The 25112-nt window shown below is 66.2% G+C and carries 20 protein-coding genes and 1 tRNA gene; 7 read left to right on the top strand and 14 right to left on the bottom strand.

Features of this window, described 5'->3' with window-relative positions; genetic code table 11:
• Window positions 1-57: 57 nt before the first annotated feature.
• Genes JY500_RS07660 through JY500_RS07640 form a run of 5 tightly spaced genes read right to left on the bottom strand, consistent with a single transcriptional unit; the run spans window position 58 to window position 5556 of the window.
• Entirely contained in the window at window positions 58-1077 is a 1020-nt protein-coding gene (locus JY500_RS07660) for an arginine N-succinyltransferase (protein WP_206255834.1), read from the bottom strand.
• The gene (locus tag JY500_RS07655; protein WP_206255832.1) at window positions 1074-2168 is read right to left on the bottom strand and encodes an arginine N-succinyltransferase; all 1095 of its coding nucleotides are present in this window, start codon (window positions 2166-2168) and stop codon (window positions 1074-1076) included. Before JY500_RS07655 ends, JY500_RS07660 begins: the two co-directional genes overlap by 4 nt.
• Window positions 2165-3160 carry a GlxA family transcriptional regulator gene (locus JY500_RS07650; RefSeq protein ID WP_206255831.1) on the bottom strand — a complete coding sequence of 332 codons (996 nt, stop codon included), beginning with the start codon at window positions 3158-3160 and terminating at the stop codon, window positions 2165-2167. The genes JY500_RS07655 and JY500_RS07650 overlap by 4 nt, the downstream gene beginning before the upstream one ends.
• 23 nt (window positions 3161-3183) lie before the next feature.
• Window positions 3184-4302 (bottom strand): succinylglutamate desuccinylase/aspartoacylase family protein, encoded by a 1119-nt coding sequence (locus JY500_RS07645; protein WP_206255829.1) that lies wholly within the window; start codon window positions 4300-4302, stop codon window positions 3184-3186.
• A 42-nt stretch (window positions 4303-4344) separates the two neighbouring features.
• A complete protein-coding gene (locus JY500_RS07640; protein ID WP_206255827.1) occupies window positions 4345-5556 on the bottom strand; it encodes a cyanophycinase in 1212 nt (403 codons plus the stop codon).
• Between the two features lie 368 nt (window positions 5557-5924).
• On the opposite strand from JY500_RS07640, the gene JY500_RS07635 reads away from it, so the two are divergent.
• Window positions 5925-8675 (top strand): TonB-dependent receptor, encoded by a 2751-nt coding sequence (locus JY500_RS07635; protein ID WP_206255825.1) that lies wholly within the window; start codon window positions 5925-5927, stop codon window positions 8673-8675.
• 64 nt (window positions 8676-8739) lie between these two features.
• On the opposite strand, the gene JY500_RS07630 is transcribed toward JY500_RS07635, so the two are convergent.
• The 3 genes from JY500_RS07630 to JY500_RS07620 form a co-directional block, all read right to left on the bottom strand.
• Window positions 8740-9915, bottom strand: a complete 1176-nt coding sequence (locus tag JY500_RS07630) for a GGDEF domain-containing protein (protein WP_172196647.1) — start codon at window positions 9913-9915, stop codon at window positions 8740-8742.
• 164 nt (window positions 9916-10079) lie between these two features.
• Entirely contained in the window at window positions 10080-10409 is a 330-nt protein-coding gene (locus JY500_RS07625) for an AzlD domain-containing protein (RefSeq protein ID WP_172196645.1), read from the bottom strand.
• Window positions 10402-11139, bottom strand: coding sequence for an AzlC family ABC transporter permease (locus JY500_RS07620; RefSeq protein ID WP_246479825.1), 738 nt, complete (start codon window positions 11137-11139; stop codon window positions 10402-10404). Before JY500_RS07620 ends, JY500_RS07625 begins: the two co-directional genes overlap by 8 nt.
• A 125-nt stretch (window positions 11140-11264) precedes the next feature.
• Here JY500_RS07620 and JY500_RS07615 point away from each other — a divergent pair, with 125 nt between their 5' ends.
• A complete protein-coding gene (locus JY500_RS07615; protein ID WP_206255822.1) occupies window positions 11265-11714 on the top strand; it encodes an MOSC domain-containing protein in 450 nt (149 codons plus the stop codon).
• Here JY500_RS07615 and JY500_RS07610 read toward each other — a convergent pair whose 3' ends face one another.
• The 5 genes from JY500_RS07610 to JY500_RS07590 all read right to left on the bottom strand — a co-directional run bounded on the left by JY500_RS07610 (window position 11715) and on the right by JY500_RS07590 (window position 20587).
• A complete protein-coding gene (locus JY500_RS07610; RefSeq protein WP_206255820.1) occupies window positions 11715-12563 on the bottom strand; it encodes a ferritin-like domain-containing protein in 849 nt (282 codons plus the stop codon). It abuts the gene before it with no gap.
• On the bottom strand, window positions 12560-13873 hold the full coding sequence (locus JY500_RS07605; protein ID WP_172196637.1) for an ABC transporter ATP-binding protein: 1314 nt from the start codon (window positions 13871-13873) through the stop codon (window positions 12560-12562). Before JY500_RS07605 ends, JY500_RS07610 begins: the two co-directional genes overlap by 4 nt.
• A 9-nt stretch (window positions 13874-13882) precedes the next feature.
• Window positions 13883-15610: an ABC transporter permease gene (locus tag JY500_RS07600; protein WP_246479824.1), complete on the bottom strand. Its 1728-nt coding sequence runs from the start codon at window positions 15608-15610 to the stop codon at window positions 13883-13885.
• Window positions 15611-15731: 121 nt separating this feature from the next.
• On the bottom strand, window positions 15732-17222 hold the full coding sequence (locus tag JY500_RS07595) for a carboxypeptidase M32 (protein ID WP_246479823.1): 1491 nt from the start codon (window positions 17220-17222) through the stop codon (window positions 15732-15734).
• A gap of 83 nt (window positions 17223-17305) precedes the next feature.
• Entirely contained in the window at window positions 17306-20587 is a 3282-nt protein-coding gene (locus JY500_RS07590; protein ID WP_206255817.1) for a S41 family peptidase, read from the bottom strand.
• A 142-nt stretch (window positions 20588-20729) separates the two neighbouring features.
• On the opposite strand from JY500_RS07590, the gene JY500_RS07585 reads away from it, so the two are divergent.
• The 5 genes from JY500_RS07585 (at window position 20730) to JY500_RS22300 (ending at window position 24434) form a co-directional block, all read left to right on the top strand.
• Window positions 20730-20805: transfer RNA gene (locus JY500_RS07585), tRNA-Ala, on the top strand.
• Window positions 20806-20909: 104 nt separating this feature from the next.
• Entirely contained in the window at window positions 20910-22673 is a 1764-nt protein-coding gene (locus JY500_RS07580; RefSeq protein WP_206255815.1) for a site-specific integrase, read from the top strand.
• A gap of 123 nt (window positions 22674-22796) precedes the next feature.
• Window positions 22797-24146, top strand: coding sequence for a type I restriction-modification system subunit M (locus tag JY500_RS07575; RefSeq protein ID WP_206255813.1), 1350 nt, complete (start codon window positions 22797-22799; stop codon window positions 24144-24146).
• A gap of 37 nt (window positions 24147-24183) precedes the next feature.
• Entirely contained in the window at window positions 24184-24309 is a 126-nt protein-coding gene (locus JY500_RS22305) for a hypothetical protein (protein ID WP_281391249.1), read from the top strand.
• Window positions 24309-24434, top strand: coding sequence for a site-specific integrase (locus tag JY500_RS22300; protein ID WP_281391248.1), 126 nt, complete (start codon window positions 24309-24311; stop codon window positions 24432-24434). Before JY500_RS22305 ends, JY500_RS22300 begins: the two co-directional genes overlap by 1 nt.
• 328 nt (window positions 24435-24762) lie before the next feature.
• On the opposite strand, the gene JY500_RS07570 is transcribed toward JY500_RS22300, so the two are convergent.
• Window positions 24763-25062 (bottom strand): hypothetical protein, encoded by a 300-nt coding sequence (locus JY500_RS07570; protein ID WP_206255811.1) that lies wholly within the window; start codon window positions 25060-25062, stop codon window positions 24763-24765.
• Window positions 25063-25112 lie beyond the last annotated feature (50 nt).

Here is a 25112-nt window from a genome sequence, read left to right as displayed (position 1 = left end):
CATGTCGATCCTCTGGCCGCCCCACACCACGCCACGTTGCTCATGCACGCAGGCACCTCAGGCGTCGGGCGCCGAGTGGCCGCCGGCGGGCATTGCATCGAAGTCGCTGCGCAATGGCGCGGCCCACACCTGCTCGCCGGCATGGGCACCGAGTCGAGCGAAGTCGTCCGGCAGCAGCGCCAGGCGGCCGCCATGAAGGGTGGCCTGCGCGATGACCGCATGCCAGTTGCCTGCATCGCCATGCACCACCAGCATCGGCACGCCGGGGCCCGCTGCATCGCGCTGAACAAGCGACCAGAGGCGGCCCGCGGTCACGGTACCGAGGGTGTCGACATCCGCCTCGAGCACCGGTCCGCCATCGTCGATGCTGATGTGGTGGCTGTAGCGCATGCCGGCGGCCTCAAGTACATCCTGCAGAACGCGCGAGAACGGGGCCGCGTGCGCAATGGCATCCTGCGCGGCGGGCGACAGGAAGGAGGCATACACCGTCTGACGCGGCAGCAGCGTTGCAGCGTGCGCACGCCACGCGTCGCCGAACTGCTCCCGCGCCAGCAAGGGATCGAGCCGGCAGAACTGGCGACCCAGGCCCTGCCAGAAAGGCGCCTGCCCGGCTGCGTCGCGCGGCCCCGGCAACTCGACAATCAGATGGCTGGCGAAGCCATCACGACGCCGCGCGATCAGCAGCAACGCGGTCTGCACCAGGAGGTTCAGCACAGCGGCCTGCGCGGCAAGCGGCACGCCGCTACGCGCCCAGGCGATCTCGGCCAGCTCGCTCGCGCCGGTATGGTTGTTGCCCAGAAGCAGCGTGCGCTGACGATGGAAGAGTTGCAGGTCCTTCGCCGCATGAACGGTGCAGCCGACGTGATACCAGTATCGCGGCAGCGTGAGGCCGATTGCCGCACGCAAGCGAAGGCAGCCCAGTACCGCGCCGCCAGCGCCGGATTCGGCCACCAGCATTGATTCGCCTGCAGTATCGGCGAGCGCGACGGGTCCGGATGGTCTGCCGCAGTCAGCCAGCAAGGCTGTGATCACACCAAGGTCGTCAGCACCTGCGGTGCGGATGCGCAGATGGTTCATACGGCGCCCTCCTCGGCCGATACGCCATCGCAGTCGCCGCCCTCATCGGCCTCGTCGATCACGAGCGGCGCGCACCGCAGCGTGGCGCCGTCCGCTTGGCCCAGGCGGGCAAGCGCCGCGGTATCGAGCGCAAGTTCGCCCCCCGTGACGTCGGCCTGCGCGAACGTGGCGCGAAAGCCTTCGCGCTGCGTGCCCGCCACCAGGTACCAATCGCCATGCACGGCGCTGACCGCGCGTGCGCGCCGCCGCTGCGCATGGCGCACGGTGCGCAGCATCGCGACACGCGCCTCGACCGTAGGGCCGCCGTCGAACACATCGATGTAGGTGTCGGCATCAAAGCCTTCATCGAGCAGGATCGAGAACGGCAGCTCGCCGTCGGGATGCAACTGCCCGATCGCCCACTGCGCGTCTTCCGGCAACAGCGGCACATAGATCGGCGAATGCGGCAGCAGCTCGGCGATGAAACTCTTGCTGCGGCCGCCGGCAAGGCGTTCGGCCTGCGGATAGTCCATGTTGAAGAAACGGCGCCCGACGGCATCCCAGAACGGGCTGTGGCCAAGGCTGTCGCACAGGCCGGGGGTTTCGGCGGCGATACGATCGGCAAACCGGCCAGCGAACTCGCGAATGAAAAGCAGCCGCCCGCGCGACAGCAGTTGCGGTGCAACCGTGTTGGCGTAGGCCGGTTCGATGTAGAACGACGTCAACAGCGTGTAGCCGGTCAGGTCATGGCACAGATGCAGCGTATGAATCCGGTTGCTCTCGTTGAGCGGCTCGCTGGTGTGCACCGCGAACTCGTTGCGATAGCTGTAGAAACGATCGTGGAAGCCCGCGCTCGCGGCGATCCCGCTGGTGCCGATCACCGCACCGCGCGCGAGATCCTCCAGCACGAACAGGTAGCTCTCTTCACCGCTCGCGTCATCCTGCGTCTGGAACGCATGCAGCGAGCGCTCGATACGCGCACTCAGCAGCGCCCGGTCGGGCGGCAGCGAATTGATGCCGAAGGTGCTCGCGGCGGCGATGCGCTCGATCGCCGGCAGGTCTTCCGGCGCGCAGGGGCGCAGCACGAACTGGCTGGGAGACGGATCATTCATTCGGGGGACTCCTCTCGTACCGCGGGGCCACTGCGCCAGGCGTTGGCGCGCTGACTGCGCTCCTCGCGTGGGGTGCGCCCGAAGTGGTTGCGATACGCGTTGGAAAAATGAGGCCCTGAGGCAAAGCCGCAGGCAAGGCCGATCTGCAGGATCGACTGGCTGCTCTGCTGCAGCAGGCGGCGTGCGCGGGTGAGCCGCAAATCAAGGTAGTAGCGCGAGGGCAAGGCGTCGAGGTGTTGCTTGAACAGCCGTTCAAGCTGCCGGCGCGAGACCCCCACCAGGCGCGCGATGTCTTCTGTGGGCAGCGGTTCGCTGAGGTTCGCTTCCATCAGCGCGAGCGCCTCGGCGAGCTTGGCCGACCCGCCGGCAACGCGTGCGGCACTGGGCACCAGTTGGCGTTCGTCGCGCCCGCGAATGCGCTCAAGCCCGAGCTGGGCGGCCAACTCCTGCGCCGTGCGCTCGCCGTGCCGCACACCGATCCAGCTGAGCAGCATATCCATGCTCGCCGTGCCGCCGGCGCAGCTCAAGCGGCCGCGGTCGATCTCATAAAGGTTCGACGACACCACGGTTTCGGCGTGCTGCTCGGCCAGTTCTGCCACATGCGCCCAGTGCACGGTGGCACGATGCCCACGCAGCAGGCCGGCTTGCGCCAGCACCGCGGCACCGGTGCCGATGCCGCCGAGCAACAGGCCGGCGGCAGCGCAATCGCCCAACCATGCATGGCAAGCCGCGAGTTCCAAATCTGCGATGTCGCCTTCACAAACCACGAACACCGCATGCAGCGTTGGCGCACGATCGATGCCGCCACGTACTTCGAGCGACGGCCCGGACGCGGCGCGCACCGGCATACCGTCAAGCGACAGCATCGACGGCAGGTAGGCATCCTCACCCAGCAAGGCATTGGCGGCTGCCAGCACTTCGAGCGCGCCCGAGAGGGCAAGCATCGAAAAGCCGGGCAGCAGCAGGAAGCCGTATCGCTGGGGCGTATTCACAGAGTCGTTATGTCGGACGCGGATCAGGCACTGAGCAGTTTGCCGCTTCGCAAGGCCTCACGGCCCGCGACCTTGGCGACACGCATGCCGGCCGTGGCAAACCGCCGGTTATCGCGAGCATAGAGCAGACCGTCGATGCTGGAACGCAGCGTCTGCACCCGCCCATCGTAGGGGTCAATCACTTCGGCCACCACGTCGCCGCACGCCACCTCATCACCGACCTCGCGCACGAACACCAGCACCCCGCCCTGCTGCGCGTGGATCGGTATCGATCCGGCGAGCGGCATCGGTTCGCGCAACAGCGGCGGCAGGCTCGCGGGCGGCTGCGCGATCACGCCGCGGTGGGTGAGGAAGGCCACAATCGCAGCGGCATCACGCTCGGCATTTGGATGGCTGACGTCGGCAAAGCCGCGCAGCTCGATCGTGGCTGCCATGCAGGCCATCGGCAACGGGTGGCGCCCGGCCCAACGCTCGGCCAGCTGCCACCAGATCTGCGAGCAGGCCTCGTCAAACGGGGCGTCGCCCGATTCGGTTGCAAGCAAGCTCACCTCTGCGCCCAGATAGCGCGCGAGCGGTTCGGCCTGGGGCCACAGTGGCGTGCCGGTGTAGAGATGCAGCACCGCTTCGGTATCGCAGTGCAGATCGAGCACCACATCGGCATCGCACGCAAGCCCCATCAGCCTGCGGCGCAGGCTCGCAAGCTCAGTATCCGCAGGCTGCTTTGCCACCGCATCGCGCAGCGCTGCGCGCACGAGCGCAACGTTGTGATCGGCGCGCGGCCCCAGGTGCTGCGCCACGGCTTGCTCGACCTGATCGGCCAGGCTGGGGTAGTAACGGTTGAAGTTCTCGCCGCTGGCGAACTCGAACCGCCCTTGCGGCACATGCAGCAGCGTCTGCGACAGGCCCAGCGGATTGGCGACCGGCACCAGCACGATCTCGCCACGCAAGAGGCCTTCACGCTCCAGACGCGAGAAGTGCTGGCGAAGGTGATGCGCGACCAGCATGCCGGGCAACTCGTCGGCATGCAGCGAAGCCTGGATGTAGACCTTCTGCCCGCTCGCCGGCGCGCCGAAATGCAGGCTCACCAACTCGCGCGCGGTACCGGGCGTGGCGGCAGTCAGGGGGTGTCGTTGTTGCTGCATGGGTGGCTCAATGTCCTGCTGGGGTTCGGCGAAAACGGGTACTCAGTTGATCCACGGCCGGTACAAGGGCTGCGCGACGCGGACCGGCGTGACATCGAGGTACAGGTTGGCGACCGTGTAGTCCTCGCCACCGAAAGCGCCGGTGTACCAGCCAACACTGTCCTCACCTTTGTAGAGCCGGAACTCGAAGCCCAGCGACGGCGCCGGATCGTCGGCCGCCGGCCGCGCGTTGAAGGCGAGGCCACGCACTTCCCGGCGGGCGTTGTCGATCAGGTTGCTCATCGCGTTCACGATGGTCGTGTCGCCCAGCATGTCGAGGTGGAAGGCGTCGTTATCGAAAAACGGCTTGAAGTCGGCTGCATTCGGATCAACCCGGTGGTCGGCCAGCTTGGCGGCGGATGGCAACACCGTGCGGGTCGACATGCGATAGCGATCACCGCGATCGAGGTAGCTCAGGCGCGCGCCACGCAGGTTGAATGGCCCCGAATCCGCATCGCGCTTCATCGATGAGAGATCGACCAGCAAGGCCCCCTTGCCGCCAATGACCTCGATCTCGTCGCCATGGATGATCGCGGCGGAGTTCTCTTCCACGCCAAGGCCAAGCGTGTAGCCCTTGGCCACCATCAGCGGCAGCATGCGGCCGATACGGCCACGCTTGAGGAAGTGCTGGTCGACGAACAGCGACTCGCCTGCAAAGCCGAGCCCGCGGTCGTATTCCTTGCCCTGGCGCAGCTCCCCCTTGAGGATGCGCATCACATCCTGCGCGTCGCGGAACATCACGCTGCTCATGATCGCCGCGCCCGCGCTGGTCCCCGCAACGACCCCGCCACGGCGATGCAGCGCACGAATCTCGGCGAGCAGCGGCGACTCCACGCCGGCCGGGGCGAGGCTATCAACGATGCGCTCCTGCGCACCGCCAGAGAAGAACACGCCGCGCGCGGCACGCACCTTTGCAATCAGTGCAGGATCACGCACTGCGGCCGTGACATCCGCGTCGTTCAGCTTCGGCGAAACTGGCAGCACTTCGGCAAGCGCACCACGCCGCGCCAGCGCGTCGGCAATCTGGCGCCCTGAGCGCGCCGGGTTGCCCGCTGCGGTAGCGAGCACGACGAAGCGCGCGCCCTTGCCGCCCGCAAGCTCGACCAGCCGGCCCCACACCGCTTCGTTGTCGTACTTCAGCGCCCCGCCGATCGGCACCGCATAGCCGGCGGGCACAGCGTCCGCTGCGGCCACAGGTGTAACACCGAGGGCCATCGAGAAAAGCGCCAGAGGCCAGAGAAGGATTTTGCTTCGCATGAAATCGCAGTATCTGAGCGCGGCCGGCAGACCCGGTCGCCATGGGGAGCGATGGTGTCATCGATGCGCAGGCGATTCCACGCTCCCCACCGCCAACGGAGCAAACACGCAAGTCGATGTCGCCTTGCGGCAAACGCGAAATCCCGCGTTTTACGGATTGCGACCCTAACTTGCCGGCTTGCGACGACGGGCCTCCCGCCCCGTTCGCAAAGCCGGCCCCCCTCCCTAGACTGCGTCGCCATGCCTCGCCAGCAGCGGGCACCGAGGCCCCGGATCACCGAAGCGGGGCCCGACATGCAACAGCATCCACGGAGAGGATTTTCAGCATGACCGACGCTCACCGCCCACCGCCCACCCTGCCCCTGCCCTTTCGCATGACACCCTGCGCGCAAGCCGTTGCGATCGTGCTGGCACTGGGGGCCCAGGCCGCCACTGCCGAAGAGGTGGTCACCCCGGCCCCCGCCCGGATTCTGGTCACGGGTTCCAGCATCAAGCGCATCCAGGGTGAGACCGCACTGCCGGTGCAAACGATCAAGAAGGACGACATCATCAAGAGCGGCGCGACCACGGCCGCCGAACTGATGAAGATGATCAGCGCCAACAACGCGCCGCTGACCGATGGCGCCAGCATCACCGACAACACCGGCGGCCAGCGCGGCTTCAACGGCGCGAACCTGCGCGGTATCGGCGTATCGAGCACGCTGGTCCTGCTCAACGGCCGGCGGATGGCGAACTTCGCCTCGCCAGGTGACAGCGCCGGGGTCGACCTCAAAAACATCCCGGCTGGCGCGGTCGAGCGGGTCGAGATCCTCAAGGACGGCGCGTCGGCGATCTACGGCACTGACGCGATCGGCGGCGTGATCAACTTCATCACACGCAAGGACTACGTGGGTGCGGACGTCAACGTCTACGCTTCAACCACCCAGGAAGGCGGCGCCGGCAAAACCGCGGCATCGGTCGGCGGCGGCTACGGCGACCTGAACACCGACCGCTTCAATGTGTTCGGCGTGTTCGATTATCAGAAGCTCGACAGCCTGCGCTCGACGCAACGCGAGTTCCTGAAAGAGCGCCCGCTTGCGACCAACCTGCCGTTCTACATGTCGAGCCGCACCGATCCGGCGAACATCCGTTTGACCAGCAAACAGCGAAGCGATTTGCAGGCGGCGGGCTACCTGATCGGCGGCGAAGCGGTGACCGAGCGCACCATCAACCCGTTCTCGCCCGCCTGCAACCCGCCGGCCACGATCTACGCTGCGAATCAGGTCTCGCAGGGCTGCAGCTACGACTACATGCAGGACACCGAGATCTACCCTGAGCAAGAGACGATGGGCTTCCTCGGCCGCGGCGTCTATCGCATCAACGAGCGCACCGACATCTCGCTCGAACTGATGAAGAACCAGACCACGACGACCTACGTCTCCAGCCCGAATCCGCTGCAGATCACCGGCGTTCCGGTCTCCGTGGTGAACGGCTGGCTGGGTGACCGCGCACTGCCAACAAGCGGCAACGTCGAGCTGCGCCAGCGCGTGACCGAGGGCGGCAACCGCAGCAATGAAGTGGTGTCAGACGCGCAGCGCTTCGTGCTCGCGCTGACGGGCGGCGTCGGCGGCTGGGACTACGACCTGGGCCTCAACTACGCCAGCAACGAAACCAGCGACCGCATGGTCAACGGCTACTTCCTCTACGACGAGTTCGTCGCCGGCATCAAGGGCGGGCAGATCAACCCGTTCGGCCCCTCGCCGGCCGCCGGCAAATCCTTGATCGACTCGATCAAGGTGGACGAGGTGGGGCGCCGCTCCAAGGGCGTCACGACCAGCATCGACGGCAAACTGACCGGCTCGCTGATGTCGCTCGGCGGCGGCGAACTCGGGCTCGCAACCGGCTTCGAATTCCGCCGCGAGACAGCCGACTTCACGCCGTCTGCGCTGCTGAACTCGAACAACATCGCGGGTGACCGCAGCAGCAGCGGTGCAACGCTGGAAGCCACCTCGAACAGTCGCAACATCTCCAGCCTGTTCGCCGAGCTGAACGCGCCCTTCACGCAGCAGCTTGAAGTGCAGTTCGCGCTGCGTTACGACAACTACAGCGACGTCGGCAACACCGTGAACCCGAAGCTGGGCGTGCGCTGGCAACCGAGCAAGAGCCTGCTCGTGCGCGGTTCGGCGGGTACCGGTTTCCGTGCGCCGACCTTCAGCGAGCTGTATCGGCCAACCTCGTTCGGCAGCAGTTCCGCGATCCTGCCCGATCCGGGTTGTGTTGCAGCCGGCAATGCGCTGGTGGACTGCACGGACCAGGTGCCGGTCGAGCGCCGATCCAATGCGGATTTGAAGCCGGAGAAGTCGCAGCAGTTTTCCTTCGGCTTCGTCTTCGAACCCCTGCGCAATACCAGCGTCAGCGTCGATTACTGGAACATCAAGAAGAAGGACATCATCAGCGGCCTTGCTGAAGAGATCATCCTCGAGAACCTCGACAAGTACGAAGCGCCCTACGTGACGCGCGACGCCGACGGCTTCATCACGAACATGGTGCTGCAGAAGCAGAACCAGGGCGTGCTGAAGACATCCGGCATCGACTTCGAGGGGGCATGGCGCAGCGATGCCACGCTTTATGGCCGCTTCGGCGCCAAGTTTTCCGGCACCTGGGTGCTGGAATACAAGCGCCAGTTCGGCAGCGAGGAATTCGTCGACAACGTCGGCCGCTTCCTGGTGGACCAGGTGGTGCAAGAGTGGCGCCACCGGCTGTCGTTCGACTGGGAACTCGGCCAGGTTGGCCTGACTGTATCGAACTCCTTCTCGTCCGGTTACACCGACCACAACAAGGCGGTCGACCCGAATGCCGCCGGCGGCGATGGCGCGCTGCTGCCGCCGCGCGATGTCTCGTCGTATTCGACCTGGGATCTCGTCGGGAACTGGAATGTGAGCAAGGCGCTCAAGCTGCGTGCGGGTGTCCTGAACCTGTTCGACACCGCGCCGCCGTTCTCGAACCAGTCCTACTACTTCCTATCGACCTACGACCCGACCTATACCGATCCGCGCGGCCGTACCTACTACCTGTCAGCGAACTATTCCTTCAGGTAACGAAGCAAGTCGTCAGTGTGCTGTGACAACCCCCGCGAAGTCCGCGGGGGTCTTTTTTTGCGAGTCAGGCGAGCCTTGCGGCCGGTTCGCTGGGCAGCGAAGTCAGCGTCGTGTGGCCGTGCGTCATTTCGCCGGCGGTGACCACTTGCCCGCGGCCACCGTGCTTCGCCGCATAGAGGGCCTGGTCGGCGAGCTCGAGCAGTTCGGTGCCGTCGCCGGCGTCGTCCGGGAACAGCGCCAGGCCGGCACTGGCGCCGACCCGCAACACCTTGTCCTCGTGACGGATCGGCCGCGAGATGCGCAGCACCAGGTCGCGCGCGCGGCGTACGGCATACACCGGGTCATCCACTTCGCCGATGATCACGACGAACTCGTCGCCGCCCATGCGGCAGACGGTGTCCTCGCTGCGCAGTGCGCTCTTCATGCGCTTGCTCACGCGCCGCAGCACCACGTCGCCGATCGCATGGCCGTGGGTGTCATTGACCGGCTTGAAACCATCAAGGTCGATCACGACCACCGCCGCATGGCAGCGCCGCCGGCGCGCACGCAGCACGGCCTGTTCCAGCCGGTCCTGAAGCAACCGGCGGTTTGGCAGGCCGGTCAGCGGATCGCGGTTGGCCTTGGCCTCCAGCGACGAGATCCGCGCATGGCCCTGGTGCGACAGATGCCGCATCACGCGGATCAGCACCAGTCCGAACAACAGCGCCGCAATCAACGCCGCCGCAACAGCCCACTGCACCCACTGCAAGGATTCCTGATGGCGCGCCTGACTCAGCGCCAGGCGGTCTTCGAGGGAAACCTTCATCGCGTCGATCCACGCATGGGCTGCCAGCAGCACATAGGTGTTGCCGAGTTCGCCCGGCTGCATCGGGCCCGCTTGCGGATCCTGATCCAGGTTGATCGGCGGCTGGCGTTGCCGCATGTCCAGCAGGGCACCCAGCTTGGTCAGCCGCCTTTGCTGGGCGGCGTCGTCCGAAGATAACTGCAGGCAATCCGCCAGCAGGCGGGGCACGTTGGCGTCGTCATCCGGCGCCGCAACGGCCGGAATCGCGTTGGAGAGGATCGCCGCGCGCAGCGACTCCAGCCGGTGCAGCACATGCGCCAGCCGTTCACCCTCGCGCTGTGCGTCGATCATGCGCGACGCAGCCCATCCCGCGACGACGCAGCACAGCAGCGCAAGCAGGCTGAGCGCAATCAGCTTGCGGCGCGACGGGGCATCGAGGATGTATTTGACAGACATGCGCAGGGGGCTCGGATTTCCGCGCACCAGCGCGGCTTGAAGCCTGCACCACCCGATACGCAACCTGGGATGTTAGCAGCGCCGCCGGGCCCTACAGCCGTCACGACCGCACGTCCGCGACGGGCGTCACAGGTACTGCTGTGGCAAGAATCACAGCCGGGCGTTCAGCGCAGAAAGTGCTGCGCCAGCCATAGCGCCAGCAAGCCCGCGCCGATCGTCAGCGATACGCTGCGGGTGTAAAGCGCCACCACGGCGGCAAGCAACGCCGCGATGGGCCTTGGGCTCAATAGCGAGAAATCGACCACGCCCTCACGCACAAAGATCTCGGGCGCGATCAGCGCCGCCAGCACGGCCGGCGGCACGTAGCGCAGCAGCGCCTGCAGCCGCGGGCCGAGGGCCAGCCGCTGGCCGCCGGCGATGAAGGAGAAGCGGGTCAGGAAGGTCACCAGCCCGCAGGCGACCAAGGTAAGGATCAGCCCGATACCGTCACGCATGGTCGGCCCTCCGGTCGAAGCGCCGGCTGGCGGCGCCCGCCGCAATGCCAGCAACCGCTGCCGCGATGATCCACAGTTTGTGCGGCAGCCCCTGCGCAGCCAGGGCGACGCAGCCGGCGACGAGCGCCGCCACAAGTTCGCTGCGGCGGTGGATGCCGGGCAGCAACAGCGCAATGAAGGTCAGCGCAATCGAGAAGTCGAGCGACCACGACGACGGAATCGCCGCGCCGAGCAGTACGCCCGCCACGGTGGATAGCTGCCAGGAAGCCCACAAGGTGAAGCCGGTGCCGAACAGGAACCAGTGCCGATTCGGCGTCGCGGGGCCATCGGCGAAACGGCGGATCGTCGGCGCATAGGCTTCGTCGGTCAGCAGGTAGGCCAGCAACACGCGCCAGCGCATCGGCAGTTCGCGCAAGTACTGCGCAAGGCTTGCGCTGTACAGCGCATGACGCAGATTCACCACGCCAACGGTAGCGGTGATCACCGGCCCCGGTACCTGCGCGCCCCAGAGTTGCGCGAACACCACTTGCGACGAGCCGCCGAACACGACTGACGACATCGCAACCACCGCCCATGCCGGCAGCCCGGCCGCCAGCCCGAGCACGCCAAAGATCAGGCCAAAGGGAACAACGCCCAACAGCAGCGGCAGTTCAGCCTTGACCCCGGCAAGGCACTCGGCCCACGCAGAAGCCGCCTCGGCGGAGGTACTCGAATCTGGAACAGCGGACACGACGCAGACTTTCTTCGGGCAGGAGGCAGGATTATCGCCGAGCCGCCACACCCATCGCGCACACATGTTCGACACATGGCGTTGCTATGCTGCGCAGGCTTGCTATTACGCCTGCGGAGGGCACGATGTCGCGCGTTGTTCAGATCCTGATTGCCGCCTCGGAAGGCGCCCCGATGTCGCCGATGCAGGAAGTTGAGGCCGTCGCCGGCTGCGGCCTGCGCGGCGATCGCTACTTTCGCCCCGGCGGCGACGCAGACCCCGCCGCGCAGATCACGCTGATCGAACATGAGTGCATCGACGAGTTCGTTGCAGCGTCGGGGCTCGCCCTCTCGACCGATCAGCCGCGGCGCAACCTGATCACCCGCGACGTGCGGCTCAACGCACTGTGCGGCAAGCGGTTCCGGGTTGGCGAAGTGGAGCTTGAGGGGATAGAGCTGTGCGAGCCGTGCCGAACCTTTGCCGAGCGCACCTATGCGCAGGTCGTGAAGGCCTTTGTCGGCAAGGGCGGCCTGCGTGCGCGCATCGTCACCGGCGGCCTGATCCGGCCCGGCGACGCGATCAGCGAGCTGGCCTGATCAAGCAGGTTTGCGCGGTGTTCGGTACGGTGCCGGGCGCTCGTTCGCAAGTCGATCCAGCTCGTTCTGGCTGAACCCGGCCTGCAGACGTGCCGGCACATTGAACGGCGGCTTGGGCCACGGCGCATCGAAGCGCACGATCAAGTCACGGTATGCGGATTCGGCTTGCAGCCCGCGCGCCGCGCAGCCGGCGCGGAACCAGCGATCACCGATCGCGACATGGCCGATCTCGTCGCGCAGGATGATCTGCAGCACCGCCACGGTGTCCGCGTCGCCACCCTTGATCAGCTTGGCTATCATCGGCGGCGTGGCATCCAGCCCGCGTGCTTCGAGCAGGCGCGGCACCAAGGCCATGCGGGCGACGAAATCGCCGGCAGTGTCGCAACACATGTCCCACAAGCCGTTGTGGGCCGGAAAGTCGCCGTAGGCGTAGCCATCCGCAGCAAGCCGGCCGCAGACCAGGCCGAAGTGGTAGGCCTCCTCCACCGCGACACCGAGCCAGTCGGTCACGAACTCGTCGGGTTGATCCCAGAACCGCGCCACGCAATCGAGCGCAAGGTTGATCGCGTTGAACTCGATGTGCGCCACCGCGTGCAGCAGCGCTGCATGGCCTTCGCGGCTGCCGGGGGCGCGGCGCGGCACCGCGTCCGGTGATACCAGCTCAGGTCTGGGCGGGCGGCCCGGTGAGCACACGGGCCCATCGACGACGGCGCGCCCGGCACGCAGCAGCGCGCCAGACTGCCAATCCGCGAGCAGCGCACGCACGGCGATGGCCTTCTCCGCCGGGTCCGCACACATCAGCGCCGCCAGCGCGGCGGCTTCAACCGTGGCCTGCTGCGCCGAACTCATGCGCCCGCTTCAGCCTCATCGCCATCCGGCAGATGGATCAGGCCGGTGTGGTAGTTGTACTCGAACACCTCGCCGTAGCGGCCCCACTCGATCGCGGTGCGCAAGGTGCGCTCGGCGTCCGTCGCATCCATCGTCTCGGCGAGCAGGCGCAGGAAGGGTTCTTCGGCAAGTTCGCCCGACGTTTCCTGCTCCAGGCTGTGGCGGATGTGTGCTGCGATCGGCACATGCGCGAGCAATTGCTGGCCGAACAGCTCGTGGCGCAGCGTGTTCTGCCCTTCGACATAGCGGCGCCCGAGCGGCGTGACCGAGATGTCGCCGCGTGCCAGATGAACGAAGCCGAGCAGTTGCAGCGCTTCGGTAAGCGGCAGCAGTTCTTCGTCGGTGAGCTCCGACTCTTCGGCGAACTGTGGCAAGTCGGCGATGCCATTGAAGGGCTCGCCAACCAGCAGTTCCAGCACGCCTTCCATGCGGCTGACGTCGGCTTCCGGCAGGCGGTCGCCCAGGTGCAGGCGCACCGGCTCTTCCGCCGGGCGGCCGGCTCGCGGTGCGCTCGCGGTCATCAAGGCGTAGACCTCGTCGATCAGCGCACGGATTTCGGTGCTGTCGACTTCGCGCGGGCGGCGCAGATCGATCGCCAGTTCGGCGCGAACACGGCCCGGATTGTTGGCGAACACCAGCACGCGGTCGGCCATCATGACCGCCTCTTCGATGTTGTGCGACACGATCAGCATGCCCTTGGTCGGCATCTTGCCGCTGTCCCACAGCTCCAGCATGTCGTCGCGCAAGCGCTCACCGGTCAGCACATCGAGTGCCGAGAAGGCTTCATCCATCAGCAGCACTTCCGGGTCGGTCACCAGCGCACGCGCGATGCCCACGCGCTGACGCATACCGCCGGAAAGTTCGCGCGGCAGCGCGCCTTCGAAGCCGGACAGCCCGATCAGGTCGATCGCCGCCTCGGCCTTGGCCTCGCGCTCATCCGGGGATACGCCGCGGGCTTCCAGCCCCAACTCGACGTTCTGCTGGACCGTCAGCCACGGAAACAACGCGAAGGACTGGAACACCATGCTGATGCCGCGCGCCGGCCCGTACAGCGGCTGACCGCGATAGCGCACGTCGCCCGCGTCGGCCGGAATCAGCCCGGCGAGGATGCGCAGCAGCGTCGACTTGCCGGAGCCGGACTGGCCCAGCAGCGCCACGATCTCGCCTTCGCGCAATTCGAAGTCGACGTTCTCCAGCACCGCACGCGGCGTGCCATCACTGGTGCGGAAGGACTTGCCCACGCCCTTGAGGGAAATGATCGGCCCGGTCATCGCGGACTCCTAGAAATGCATCCGGTCTTCGGCGATGCGATACAGCCGCCGCCAAACGAAATGATTGAAACCCATCACGAATACGCACATCACGCCGATGCCCAGCGCGATGCGCGGGAAGTCGCCAGTTGCCGTCATCCGCGCGATGTAGCTGCCGAGCCCGTGCGCCTCAAGGGTTGTGTTACCCCAGGTGACGTACTCGGACACGATGCTGGCGTTCCACGAACCGCCACTCGCGGTGATCGCGCCGGTCACGAAACTCGGGAATACCGCCGGCAGCAGGTAGCGCTTCCACTTCAGCCAGCCTTTCAGGCCCAGGTTCTTCGCGGCGTAACGCAGCTCGGTCGGCACGCTCGATGCGCCGGCGATCACGTTGAACAGCAGGTACCACTGCGTGCCCAGCACCATCAGCGGCGACAGCCAGACATCCGGGTTCAGGTGCCAGTGCACGATCGCGAGCACCGCGATCGGGTACATCAGGTTGGCCGGGAACGCCGCAAGGAATTGTGCGACCGCCTGCAGGCGATCCGCCGCGCGCGGATGCAGCCCGATCCAGATGCCGACCGGCACCCACACCAGCGCCGCAAGCCCGATCAGTACGATCACGCGCAGCAGTGTGATGAGCCCGAGCCCGAAAACATGCGCCACTTCGCCCCAGCCCACTTCCGCATGCACGAAACTCACGAGCCGCCAGGTCGCGAACAGCACCAGCGCGGCGAGCACTGCATCCCACGCACGGCGCACGCCATCGCTCACCGGTTTCGGGCGCGCGCGGATCGAGGTGCCGTCGTAGTCACGCTTGAACAGCGTGAACGAGCGTTCGAGCAACTTTGCAGCGCCAACCGCGATGCCCTGCAAGCGATCGGTGCGGCGTAGCCAGGTCAGCAGCCACGAGGATTGCGCGGTCTCGCCCGAGGCCTGCTCGAAGCGGAACTTGTCGGCCCACGCCAGCAGCGGGCGGAAGAACAGTTGGTCGTAGCAGATGATGCCGATCAGCATCGCGCCGATCGCCCAGCCGATCGCGACCATGTTCTGCTCCTCGATCGCACGCGCGATGTAGGAACCGATGCCGGGCAGTTTGATGCTCTGGTTCGACACCGAGATCGCTTCCGACGCCACGACGAAAAACCAGCCGCCGGACATCGACATCATCATGTTCCACAGCAAGCCGGGCATCGCGAAGGGCAATTCCAGCCGCCAGAAGCGCTGCCAGCTCGACAGCTGGAAGATGCGCGCCGCCTCCTGCAATTCGCCCGGCACGGTCTTGAGCGACTGGTACAGACTGAAGGCCATGTTCCAGGCCTGCGATGTGAAGATCGCGAAGATCGCCGCACATTCCACACCCAGCAGATTGCCCGGGAACAGCGCGATGAAGCCGGTCACCGTGATCGACAGGAAGCCGAGGATAGGGATCGACTGCAGGATGTCCAGCGCCGGCACCAGCACCTTCTCCGCCACCCGATACTTGGCCGCCAGCGCGGCGAAGATGCAGCTGAAGATCAGCGAAGCGCCGAGCGCGAGGAACATGCGCAGCGTGGTGCGCATCAGGTAGTAGGGCAGCCACAGCGGATCGAGCGACAGCGGCAACTGTTCGCCGATCGCGTAGGGGCGCGCCATCTGCGATGCGCCGTAGGCCAGCATCGTCAGCAGCGCGAGGAACAAGGGCAGCAGGGCCCAGTCCCAGCGGTTGCCGCCAGACTCGACCACCTGGCGCGGGAAGAACTGTTTCGGATTCATCATGTCAGGCGGGGCGGTGCCGGCCGTGGGCGGCGCGAAGCGGGGGTGGACTTTACAGGGATGCCGCGTCGGTGATGTTACGAAACGTCAGCCCGATCCCCTGCCCCGGCGTCTCGGCGCGTCAGCTCAGGTAGCGCGTCTCCAGATGCCGGCGGAAGTGTTCGGGGTTCAGTGCCTCGCCGCTGGCGCGTTGCACCAGTTCCGGCGTGGTCCAGCGGCTGGCTTGCGACCAGATGTTGGCACTCAGCCAGTCGAACACCGGCGCATCATCACCTGCGGCGATACGAGCATCCAGATCCGGCGTCGTGCGGCGAATTGCCGCGAACCACTGCGCGGCATACAGCGCACCGAGCGTGTAGCAGGGGAAATAGCCGAAGGCGCCGCCGGCCCAGTGCGGATCCTGCATGCAGCCATCACGGTAGTCGCCGCGGGTGTCGAGGCCAAGCAGATCGCACATGCCTTCGTCCCACGCAGCCGGCACATCTTCGGCCTGCATCTCGCCGGCGACCAGCGCGTGCTCGATATCGAAGCGCAGCATCACATGGCAGGGATAGGTCGCCTCATCCGCGTCCACACGGATCTTGCCGGCCACCACACGCGTCGCCGCGCGCAGCCAGTTCTCCGGCTCGAATGCCGGCTGGGCGCCGAAGTAGTGAACCAGGCGCGGCGCAAGTCGTTCGAGAAAACCACGCGAGCGCGCCAGTTGCATCTCGAATGCGAGGCTTTGGCTCTCGTGGATGCCCATCGAACGCCAGGACCCAATCGGCCGCCCCAGCCAGGCGCGCGGGCTACCCTGCTCGTAGCGCGAGTGGCCGGTTTCGTGGATCGTGGAGAACAGCGCGACCGAGAAATCGTGCTCGCGGAAGCGCGTGGTCATCCGCACATCCTCAGGCACGCCGCCGCTGAAGGGATGAGTGCTCTCGTCGAGCCGGCCGCGTTCGAAATCAAAGCCGAGCGTTTCGGCGATTTCGCGCACCAGTGCTCGCTGCGCATCGAGCGCGAAGGGGCCGACGGGTTCGATCACCGTCTCGCTTGCCTGCTTCTCGCGAATCCGCGCGATCAGAGCCGGCAACCAGGCGCGCATCGCACCAAACACACGCGCGACCTCAGCGCTGCGCATGCCGGGTTCGAAACCGTCCAGCAACGCGTCGTAGGGCGACACGCCCAGCGCGTCGGACAAGCGGGCCGCCTCTTCGCGGCTCAGGCGCAGCACTTCGCGGAAGTTGGGCAGGTAGGCCGCCCAGTCGTTCGCCTGGCGTTGGGCGCGCCACTCGTATTCACAACGCGACGCGGCCAAGCCCTTGGCTTCGACGAGCTCAGCCGGCAAGGCGGTGGCGAGCAGGTAGCCGCGCTGCATCTCGCGCAGATCCGCGCGGGCCTCGTCGTCGAGCGTCTCCTGCTCAGCCGCTTTCAGCTGATCGGCGATCACCAGATCCGTACTGCGCGCGTGCATCAGCTGTTCCAGCTCCGCCAGCGCGAGCGCTCGCGCCTCGGCGCCGCCCGGCGGCATCAGGGTCTCGCGATCGACGCTGGCGATCTGCGCCAGATGATTCAAGCGGTGCAGCGAGCGGCTGCGCGCCATCAGCGCGTCGTAAGCAGGGGTGTTTGACATCGGTGGTGTCCTTCCAGTCGGTACGGCGCGACCTCGTGAGTCGCGCCGGTGGGTATGGCAAGCGTATGTGCTGCGCCTTGACGTCAGCCCTTGGGCGGCCAGCTCGGCAGATCCAGGCGCGGGCGTTGCGAAAAGTCAGGCACCCGCGGCGGCTGTTTGCTGAGTGCCGCGAGTGCCACGTCGACCGCCTTGTCGAGCTGCGGATCGCGGCCGTTTGCGTAGTCCTGCGGCGCGATGTCGACATGCACATCAGGCTCGGTGCCCCAGTTCTCGACCCCCCAGCCAACATCCTTGAACCAGAAGCTGAACTCGGGCTGCGTGGTGATCGTGCCGTCCACCAGGCGATGGCGCGGCCAGATACCGATCACACCGCCCCAGGTGCGCGTACCCACCAGCGGGCCGAGGCCCATCAGCTTGAAGCAGTGCGAGAAGATGTCACCGTCCGAGCCAGCATGCTGGTTCGTCACGCACACGACAGGGCCGGCCACGGCATGCGCCGGGTAGGGTTCCGGCGCGCCCCAGCGCGAAACGTCGTAGCCCAGCACACGGCGCGCGAGCTTTTCCAGCAGCAGTTGCGAGACATGGCCACCGCGGTTGAAGCGCGCATCAACGATCAGCCCGTCGCGCAGGCTTTCGGTACGCAGATAGCGGTGGAATTCCGAGAAGCCCCAGGTCACCATGTCCGGGATGTGAAGGTAACCGAGCCGACCACCCGAGGCTTCGCGCACGCGGGCGCGGTTGGCCTCGACCCACTCGCGGTAGCGCGCGGCGTCTTCGCCCGGCAAGGCACGCACCACCGCGCGGCGGCGGTTGGCGCCATCGGCATCGGCCAGCAGCAGTTCCACCTTGCGACCCGCGCGCGCCACCAGCCGCGCCTGCGGCGGATGTTCGCGGTCGCACGCAAGGCCGTCGATCGCCAGCAGGCGTTCGCCCGGCTTGGCTTGCACGCCCACGGCAGCGAGCGGCGAATCGTGCCCTTCGCGCCAGGCATCGCCGCGCACCAGGCGCTCGATGCGGTAGCAGGCGTTCGCTTCGTCCCACGAGAATTCGGCGCCCAGATGGCCCAGCGGCAGCGCGGCAACGCGCTTGCGATCGCCGCCCGATTCGTAGCAATGCGAGGTCGCCAGTTCGCCCTGCATTTCCCAGATCAAGTCCGACAGCTCTTCGCGCGTCGAGATCCGTTCGACCAGCGGCGCGTAGCGCGCCCAGATGCGGCCCCAATCCACGCCACTCATGTCGGCCGTCCAGAACTGATCGCGCTGCAGGCGCCACACTTCGCGCAGCATCTGGCGCCACTCCGAACGCGGGTCGACTTCGACCTGCACGCGATCGAGATCGACCCAGCCGGATTCACGCGAGAAGTCGCCGACTTCGGTTTCCTCCTTCGGCTTCTCGCCGATCTTGAAGGCGCGCACACCCTCGCTGGTGTCGGCGATCAGCGCCTTGCCAGGCAGCGCGAGAAGGAAACCGGCCACATCGCCGAGCACCGTGTCGAGCTTCTGCTCACGCATATCCCAGCTTTGCAGCAACGCGTCGGCGACGTCGTGATCCTCATCGCTCTCGGTGGTCACCGGGTGCAGCGTCCAGTAGACGATGCCCTTCGCGGCATCGATGCGACCGTAGCGACCGGCCCCGACCGGGAAGGCGCGCACACGGTCGGCAAGGCCTTCGAGTTCGACGACGACCGGCTTGGGCGGGCGCTTGCGCTCGGCCTGTTCGGCCTTCTTGTCGCCCTCCTCCTTGCTATCGCTTTCCTCGTCGCCGTCGTCCTCATCCTCGTCGTCTTCGTCTTCGTCCTCGTCGTCGCCAAAGCCACGCGGCAAGGGCTCGAACGGGTCAACGCCGTCGGCCTGCAAGGCCACCAGGTAAGGGCGCGTGGCGCGCGGGAAAGAGAGGTCGAAGACGATCTCGTCGTACACCGGCTCAAAGGCGCGGGTCGAGAGGAAGTACAGGTACTTGCCGGACGGGTCCCAGGCAGGCGAGAAGTCGTCGAAATCCTCGCCGCTGGCCATCCCGCTGCGGCCGGAGGCGATCTCCAGCAGCTTGATCGCGCGCGTGGCACGGCTCACCGAGAAGTCGTAGGCAAGCCAGGCACCATCCGGCGAGAACGCGGGCTCGTCGATGCGCCGATAGTCGCAGCGGTCCAGCAGGCGCACTTCGCGCGTAACGAAATCCGCCAACCACAATTCATTGCGATGGTTGGTCACCACCACGCGCAGGCCGTGCGGTGCCGCCACGATGCCGGTGACGCGGCCGAAGTCCGCCTCCAGCACGCTGACACCCTCGTCCGCATGCAGCTCCAGGCGCTCTTCACCGCTGGCGTCGGACACCATCACGACCCCCACGCCCTCGGCCAGCCACACCGGCAGGCGGTAGCGCGCGCCCTGCTCTTCGCCGAGCTGGCGCATCGCGCCTTCCCACAGCGGCAGGCTCACCGCCTTGCCGCGCACAGCCAAAGCAACGGTGTGGCCATCCGGATGCACGCTGAGTGCTTCGAGTTCGGCGTCGCCGCTGACGAACTTGCGCGCCAGTTGTGGCCGCGCAGCCGGCACTTCGATCTCGATACGCGTTGCGTCGCCGCCAACGGGGTTGAGTCGATAGACGTCGCCGCCGCTCTGGTAGACGATCGTCGTGCCATCGGTGGAAGCGTGCCGAACATAGTGTTCGCCATGCTCGGTATGCCGGCGCAAGCCAGCCCCAGAGGGCTCGCACGAATACAGGTTGCCAATGCCTTCATGGTCGGAGATGAACCAGATGCGGTCGCCAATCCACATCGGGCACGCGAGGTTGCCCGCCTTGCGCGGATCGCCGAAGGGATCGAGCGCGGCAAACTCGCCCTTGCCATCGACATCCACCCACAGGTGGCCAACGGTGCCGCCGCGGTAACGCTTCCACAACGCCGGATCACTGGTGTTCCGGCCCAGCACACAAGCGCCGTCGGCGGACCACGAAGCCTCGCTCGCCATCCCCCAAGGCAACAGCACCGGCAGTGGCGCATCCAGCGCCACGGTGAACAGGCGCCGCATGTGGAAGAAAGGCTGATCGGCATTGCTCGCAACAACGACACGGCCGTCCGGCGTCCAGCCAGTCACGGCGGTATGCGCGCCGAGCCAGGTCAGGCGCCGCGCGGCGCCGCCCTGCGCCGGCATCACGTACACCTCTGAATGACTCTCATCGGTGGCGATGAAGGCGAGCCACTTGCCACAAGGCGAGAAACGCGGAAAACCGACCAGGCCGCGCCCGCCGGAAATCCGCCGCGCCACCCCGCCCGCCAGCGGCACCGACCACAAATCGTCGTCGGTGACGAACACCAGCGTGTCGCCCGAAACGGTCGGGAAGCGAAGATAGGCGGGGACATGGGACATGCGGTGAACTCCAGCCAGGGCGCAGCCGCAGCAACGCCCCGTCAAATCAGGGGAAACGGCGAATTATGCCACCGCCCCCCGGCCCCGCTGCGCCGCCCCACTTGGCAGGACAAAAAAACTAGCTATAATTGCGGCCTCGCGTGGGGGGGTAGCTCAGCTGGGAGAGCGCCGCGTTCGCAATGCGGAGGTCGGGAGTTCGATCCTCCTCCTCTCCACCACAGAATTCTTAAGTGCTTGATCTGTCTGAACATCAAGCATATCAGCTGGTCTAGGGCGGTTGTCTTGGGAACAAATCTGGTCACACGACCGGTAAAATTCTCGGATGGCTACCCGCAAGATGACCCACCCCAAGCTCGAAGCTCACGGCGACAAACTCCGGTACAAGAAGCGGATTCCGCGGAATCTCGTTGACCACTTTGGCGGCCGGCAATTCGAAGTCTTCTCGACCCAAACCAAAGACAAGGCAGCGGCCAGGGCTGAATGTGCCCGCTGGCTCGCAGAGCTTGAGACCCAGTTCGAGCAAGCACGCAAGATCCTGAACGGTGCAGCCTCAGAACCCTCGGTGCGCACCATCTCTGCCGAGGGCCTCGGGGCCGCTTTGGCGGTCGAGGTCGAACGCTTCAAAGCCGAACGCCTTGCAGCTGATGAGGTCGCCCTGTCTGAGCCGCCTGGCGCCATGGAGCGATCCCTTGGCCTGCCCTCCTGGGGCATGCACGCCACAGCCGAGCACCGCATCCGCGCCTTGAATATCGACGAGGAAGGAGCTCTGTTAGCTGCACGCGGCGCTGCCGATGAACTCGCACTCTTCGCCAAGCAGGCCGCAAAGTACCTGCGCGCGGTGGGCATCCATCTCGAACCAGACAGCCGGGAAGCACATCAGGCCGGCATCGCGTTCGCACGGGCCAATCGCGAAATCGCTGAGACGATCCGGCGACGCGACGCGGGCCAACTGGACATCACGCCCAATCCAAAGCCACGCGCCGCAGCGCTGTCAGCCCCGTCTGGCGCCCCGTACCTTTCCACGGTCATCGATGCGTTCATGAAGAAGCAGGACGCAGCTGCACCGATGTTCAAGAAGTACCAGGCCGTGTTGCCCATGCTCCTGGAAGTGCTAGGCGACTCGCCCGTCGATGCGATCAAGCAACGCCATATTGAGGACTACTTCGAACTGATCCTCCGGCTGCCGCCGCACTGGACGCATCGCAAGCGCCAGCTCGGCAAGTCGGTTGTGGAGTTGGCCGCGATGGAGTGGGAGCAGACCATGGCCCCGGCAACCTTCGAAGGCACCTACGTCGCTGCGATTCAGCAGTTCCTCAGATACGCCCGCCGCACCTACGGTGACCAAGGATTCCCGCAGCACCTTACGACCGATGGCATCAAGTACCTGGGCGAGCGCGACGAAGGCGAACGCAAGCAACGCGCCATGACGCCCGGCGAGCTCAAGCGCCTGTTCGAAGGTCCAGAAGCTGTCGAATTCGCCAAGGATGCCGCCTGCGCCTCGCGCTACTGGCTGCCCCTTGTCGGGCTCTACACGGGCGCCCGCGTGAACGAGCTCTGCCAGATCAACCCACAGCACGACATCTTGATCGACGAAGCATCAGGCGCGTGGTGCCTGAACATCACAGAGGAGACCGACGCCGCGGAAGGTGTCACCAAGTCGGTCAAGAACGAACCCTCGGCGCGCACGATTCCCGTCCATTCGGCTCTGGTCGAGCTGGGCTTCATCGATTATGTCGAGAAGCTCAAGGCATCCGGCGCGGAGCTGCTGTTCCCCGAATGGCCGCCTCTGCGGGGAAAGGCTTCCGGCAATGCCGAGAAGTGGTTCCGGCGTCACCTGCAGAAGCTGGGCCTGCGCGACGAGACCCCGAAGGCCTGCCTCACAGGCTTCCACACCTTCCGGCACACTTTCATTACTCAGGCGGAAGCCATCAACGAGCCCCGCTACGACGTGATTACCGGCCATGCACGCGAGGGCGAAAGCAAATCGCAGCGGGGCTATAGGGCGCGCAACACACCCATCGCGATCAAGCAGGAGATCATGGAGCGTTTCCGTTTTGATGTAGCGCCGCCACGCCCCGAGCACTGAAGTCCCCTACCCCTCGCCGAATCGAGGCGTCGCAGATTGACTCACTCGCGGCGCCCCCTAGAATGAACCGCTTGCTGCTCCGGCAGCGCCTACGCCCTCTGCGGCAATCGAGATTGAACACCCATGCAGTGGATTGCACCCTCAGAAAAAGACACCGCCTCGGCCACCCTTGAAAAGCGCCTGTGGGATGCGGCGGACCAGTTCCGCGCGAACTCGGGGCTGAAGGCGCAGGAGTATTCCGGCCCCATCCTAGGGTTGATCTTCTTGCGCTTTGCAGCGGTCCAGTTCGCAGCTCAACGGGCGAAGCTGGAGGCTGCGGGGGCTTCGTCTCGGCGTGGCAGCCGTGTGGATGAACCGGCCGCATACCACGCGGAGGGCGTGCTCTTCCTGAGCCCTGAAGCTCGCTTCGAGTACCTGCTCACGCTGCCCGAAGCTGCCGATGTCGGCGCCCAGGTGAATGCGGCGATGCGCGAGATTGAGAAGCACAACGCCCAGCTCGCAGGCGTGCTGCCAAAGACCTACAACCTGTTCACCAGCACGCTGCTGAAGGAGCTGCTGAAGAAGGTCTCGGAGATCCCGGCCAGCGTGGACTACGACGCCTTCGGCCGCATCTACGAATACTTCCTGGGCGAGTTCGCGCGCACCGAGGGCCAGAAGGGCGGCGAGTTCTACACGCCCAGCAGCATCGTGAAGCTGCTCACCGAAATCATCGAGCCCTTCCATGGCCGCATCCTGGACCCAGCCTGCGGCTCGGGCGGCATGTTCGTGCAGTCGGCGCGCTTCGTGGCTGAGCACAAGCACAACCCCGCTGCAGAGCTCGCCATCTGCGGCGTGGAGAAGACCGACGAGACCGGCCGCCTGTGCCGCCTCAACCTGGCCGTGCATGGCCTGGAGGGGGACATCCGCCACGGCGGCAACGTCAATAGCTACTACGACGACCCGCACAACGCCACCGGGCAGTTCGACTTCGTCCTCGCCAATCCGCCGTTCAACGTCAATGCGGTGGATAAGGAACGACTGGAAGGCATGGTCGGCGAAGGCCGGCGCTTCCCGTTTGGCCTGCCGCGCACCGATAACGCCAACTACCTCTGGATTCAGCTTTTCTACTCGTCGCTCAACGCCAAGGGCCGCGCCGGCTTTGTGATGGCGAACTCTGCCTCCGACGCCCGTTCGTCGGAACAGGAGCTGCGCCAGAAGCTGATCCAGGCGCGCGCCGTGGACGTGATGGTGGCCGTAGGCCCCAACATGTTCTACACGGTCACGCTGCCCTGCACCCTGTGGTTTTTCGACAAGGGCAAGGTAAAGACCCTGCGTGCGCACCTGGCCGCGCTGCGTGCATCCCCCGAGACGGATTGGGCGCAGGAAGAAAAACTGGCCAACGCTGCGCTCGCCGACTGTCGCAAGGTTGCGCGGAACGGCAGTCGCGCTGCTGTGATACCGCTACTCGATTTCCATCGATGCACAGGCGCGTGACCAGCCGGAACTCATCGACGCCGTGAATGCAGATGCCGTGCTCCTGGCCGAAGCCTTGCTCGACGTCCTGCAGGGTCGGCGTGTGCTCGCGACGCTCGCAGCGCATCCGCAAGAGATGCTCGTGCGTGGGGCTACTCCGACGACGCGGCGCTGGTGGACCTGATGGCGCTGACCGGCGCCCGGCTCGGCGAGATTCTGCAGTTGCAGGCCAAGCAGGTCGTGCTCAACGGCACGCAGGCAATCATTGCCTTCGATGGTCCACGGATGAAAACGTCGGCGTGGCGCTGACAGATTCCGGCGCTGCTCGATGGCCTGCCAGCCTTGCGCACATGGCTTGCCAACTGGGTCGAGCAAAGCGGCGCGCTGCTCTGTCCGGACCGCCGTATCGTGCTCGAGAGCACGCGCAACGCGGCTGCGAAAGCCCTGCGGCGCGGCGGCGTGGACCCGAGGGTTCGCCGCCGCGCACTGGGGCACCAGGACGTGGATGTCCATGAGCACCATCACGACCCGGCCGCTCGACTCGACGATGAGGACCTTGCCAGCGCCGCGCCGGTCCTCAACGCGGCGCTACGGGCAGTGTGTGACTCGGGACACGCAAGCGCACACACGACTGTGCTCACGGCATCCCGTCCGGACGCTGCACGAGATGGCCCTGGAGCCAGTCCAGCGCCGAAAGCAGGTCCCGGTTGAACGGAACCACGCCGCCGGGAGAGTCCAGCAAGCCGGCGTCGAGGTGCAAGGTGCGTGTCGCCAGATCCACCTGCGGGCACTCGCCCTCCGGCGCATCACGAACGAGCCTGACGCGCCAGCCGATGCGCGGCATGGCGAGCAGCGCCGAGCCATCCGTTGCGTAGGTCAACGCCAACGGGACGCCACCCTGCTCCGCCTCAACCGCCAGCAGCGCCGCTGCGACCACCCGTGAGTCATCGAGCGTCGCGGTCTCTCTCAGATGACCCCGGCGCAGCA

The organism is Niveibacterium microcysteis (genome assembly GCF_017161445.1).
Lineage (GTDB): Bacteria > Pseudomonadota > Gammaproteobacteria > Burkholderiales > Rhodocyclaceae > Niveibacterium > Niveibacterium microcysteis.
This window is presented reverse-complemented; position numbering and strand designations above follow the sequence as displayed.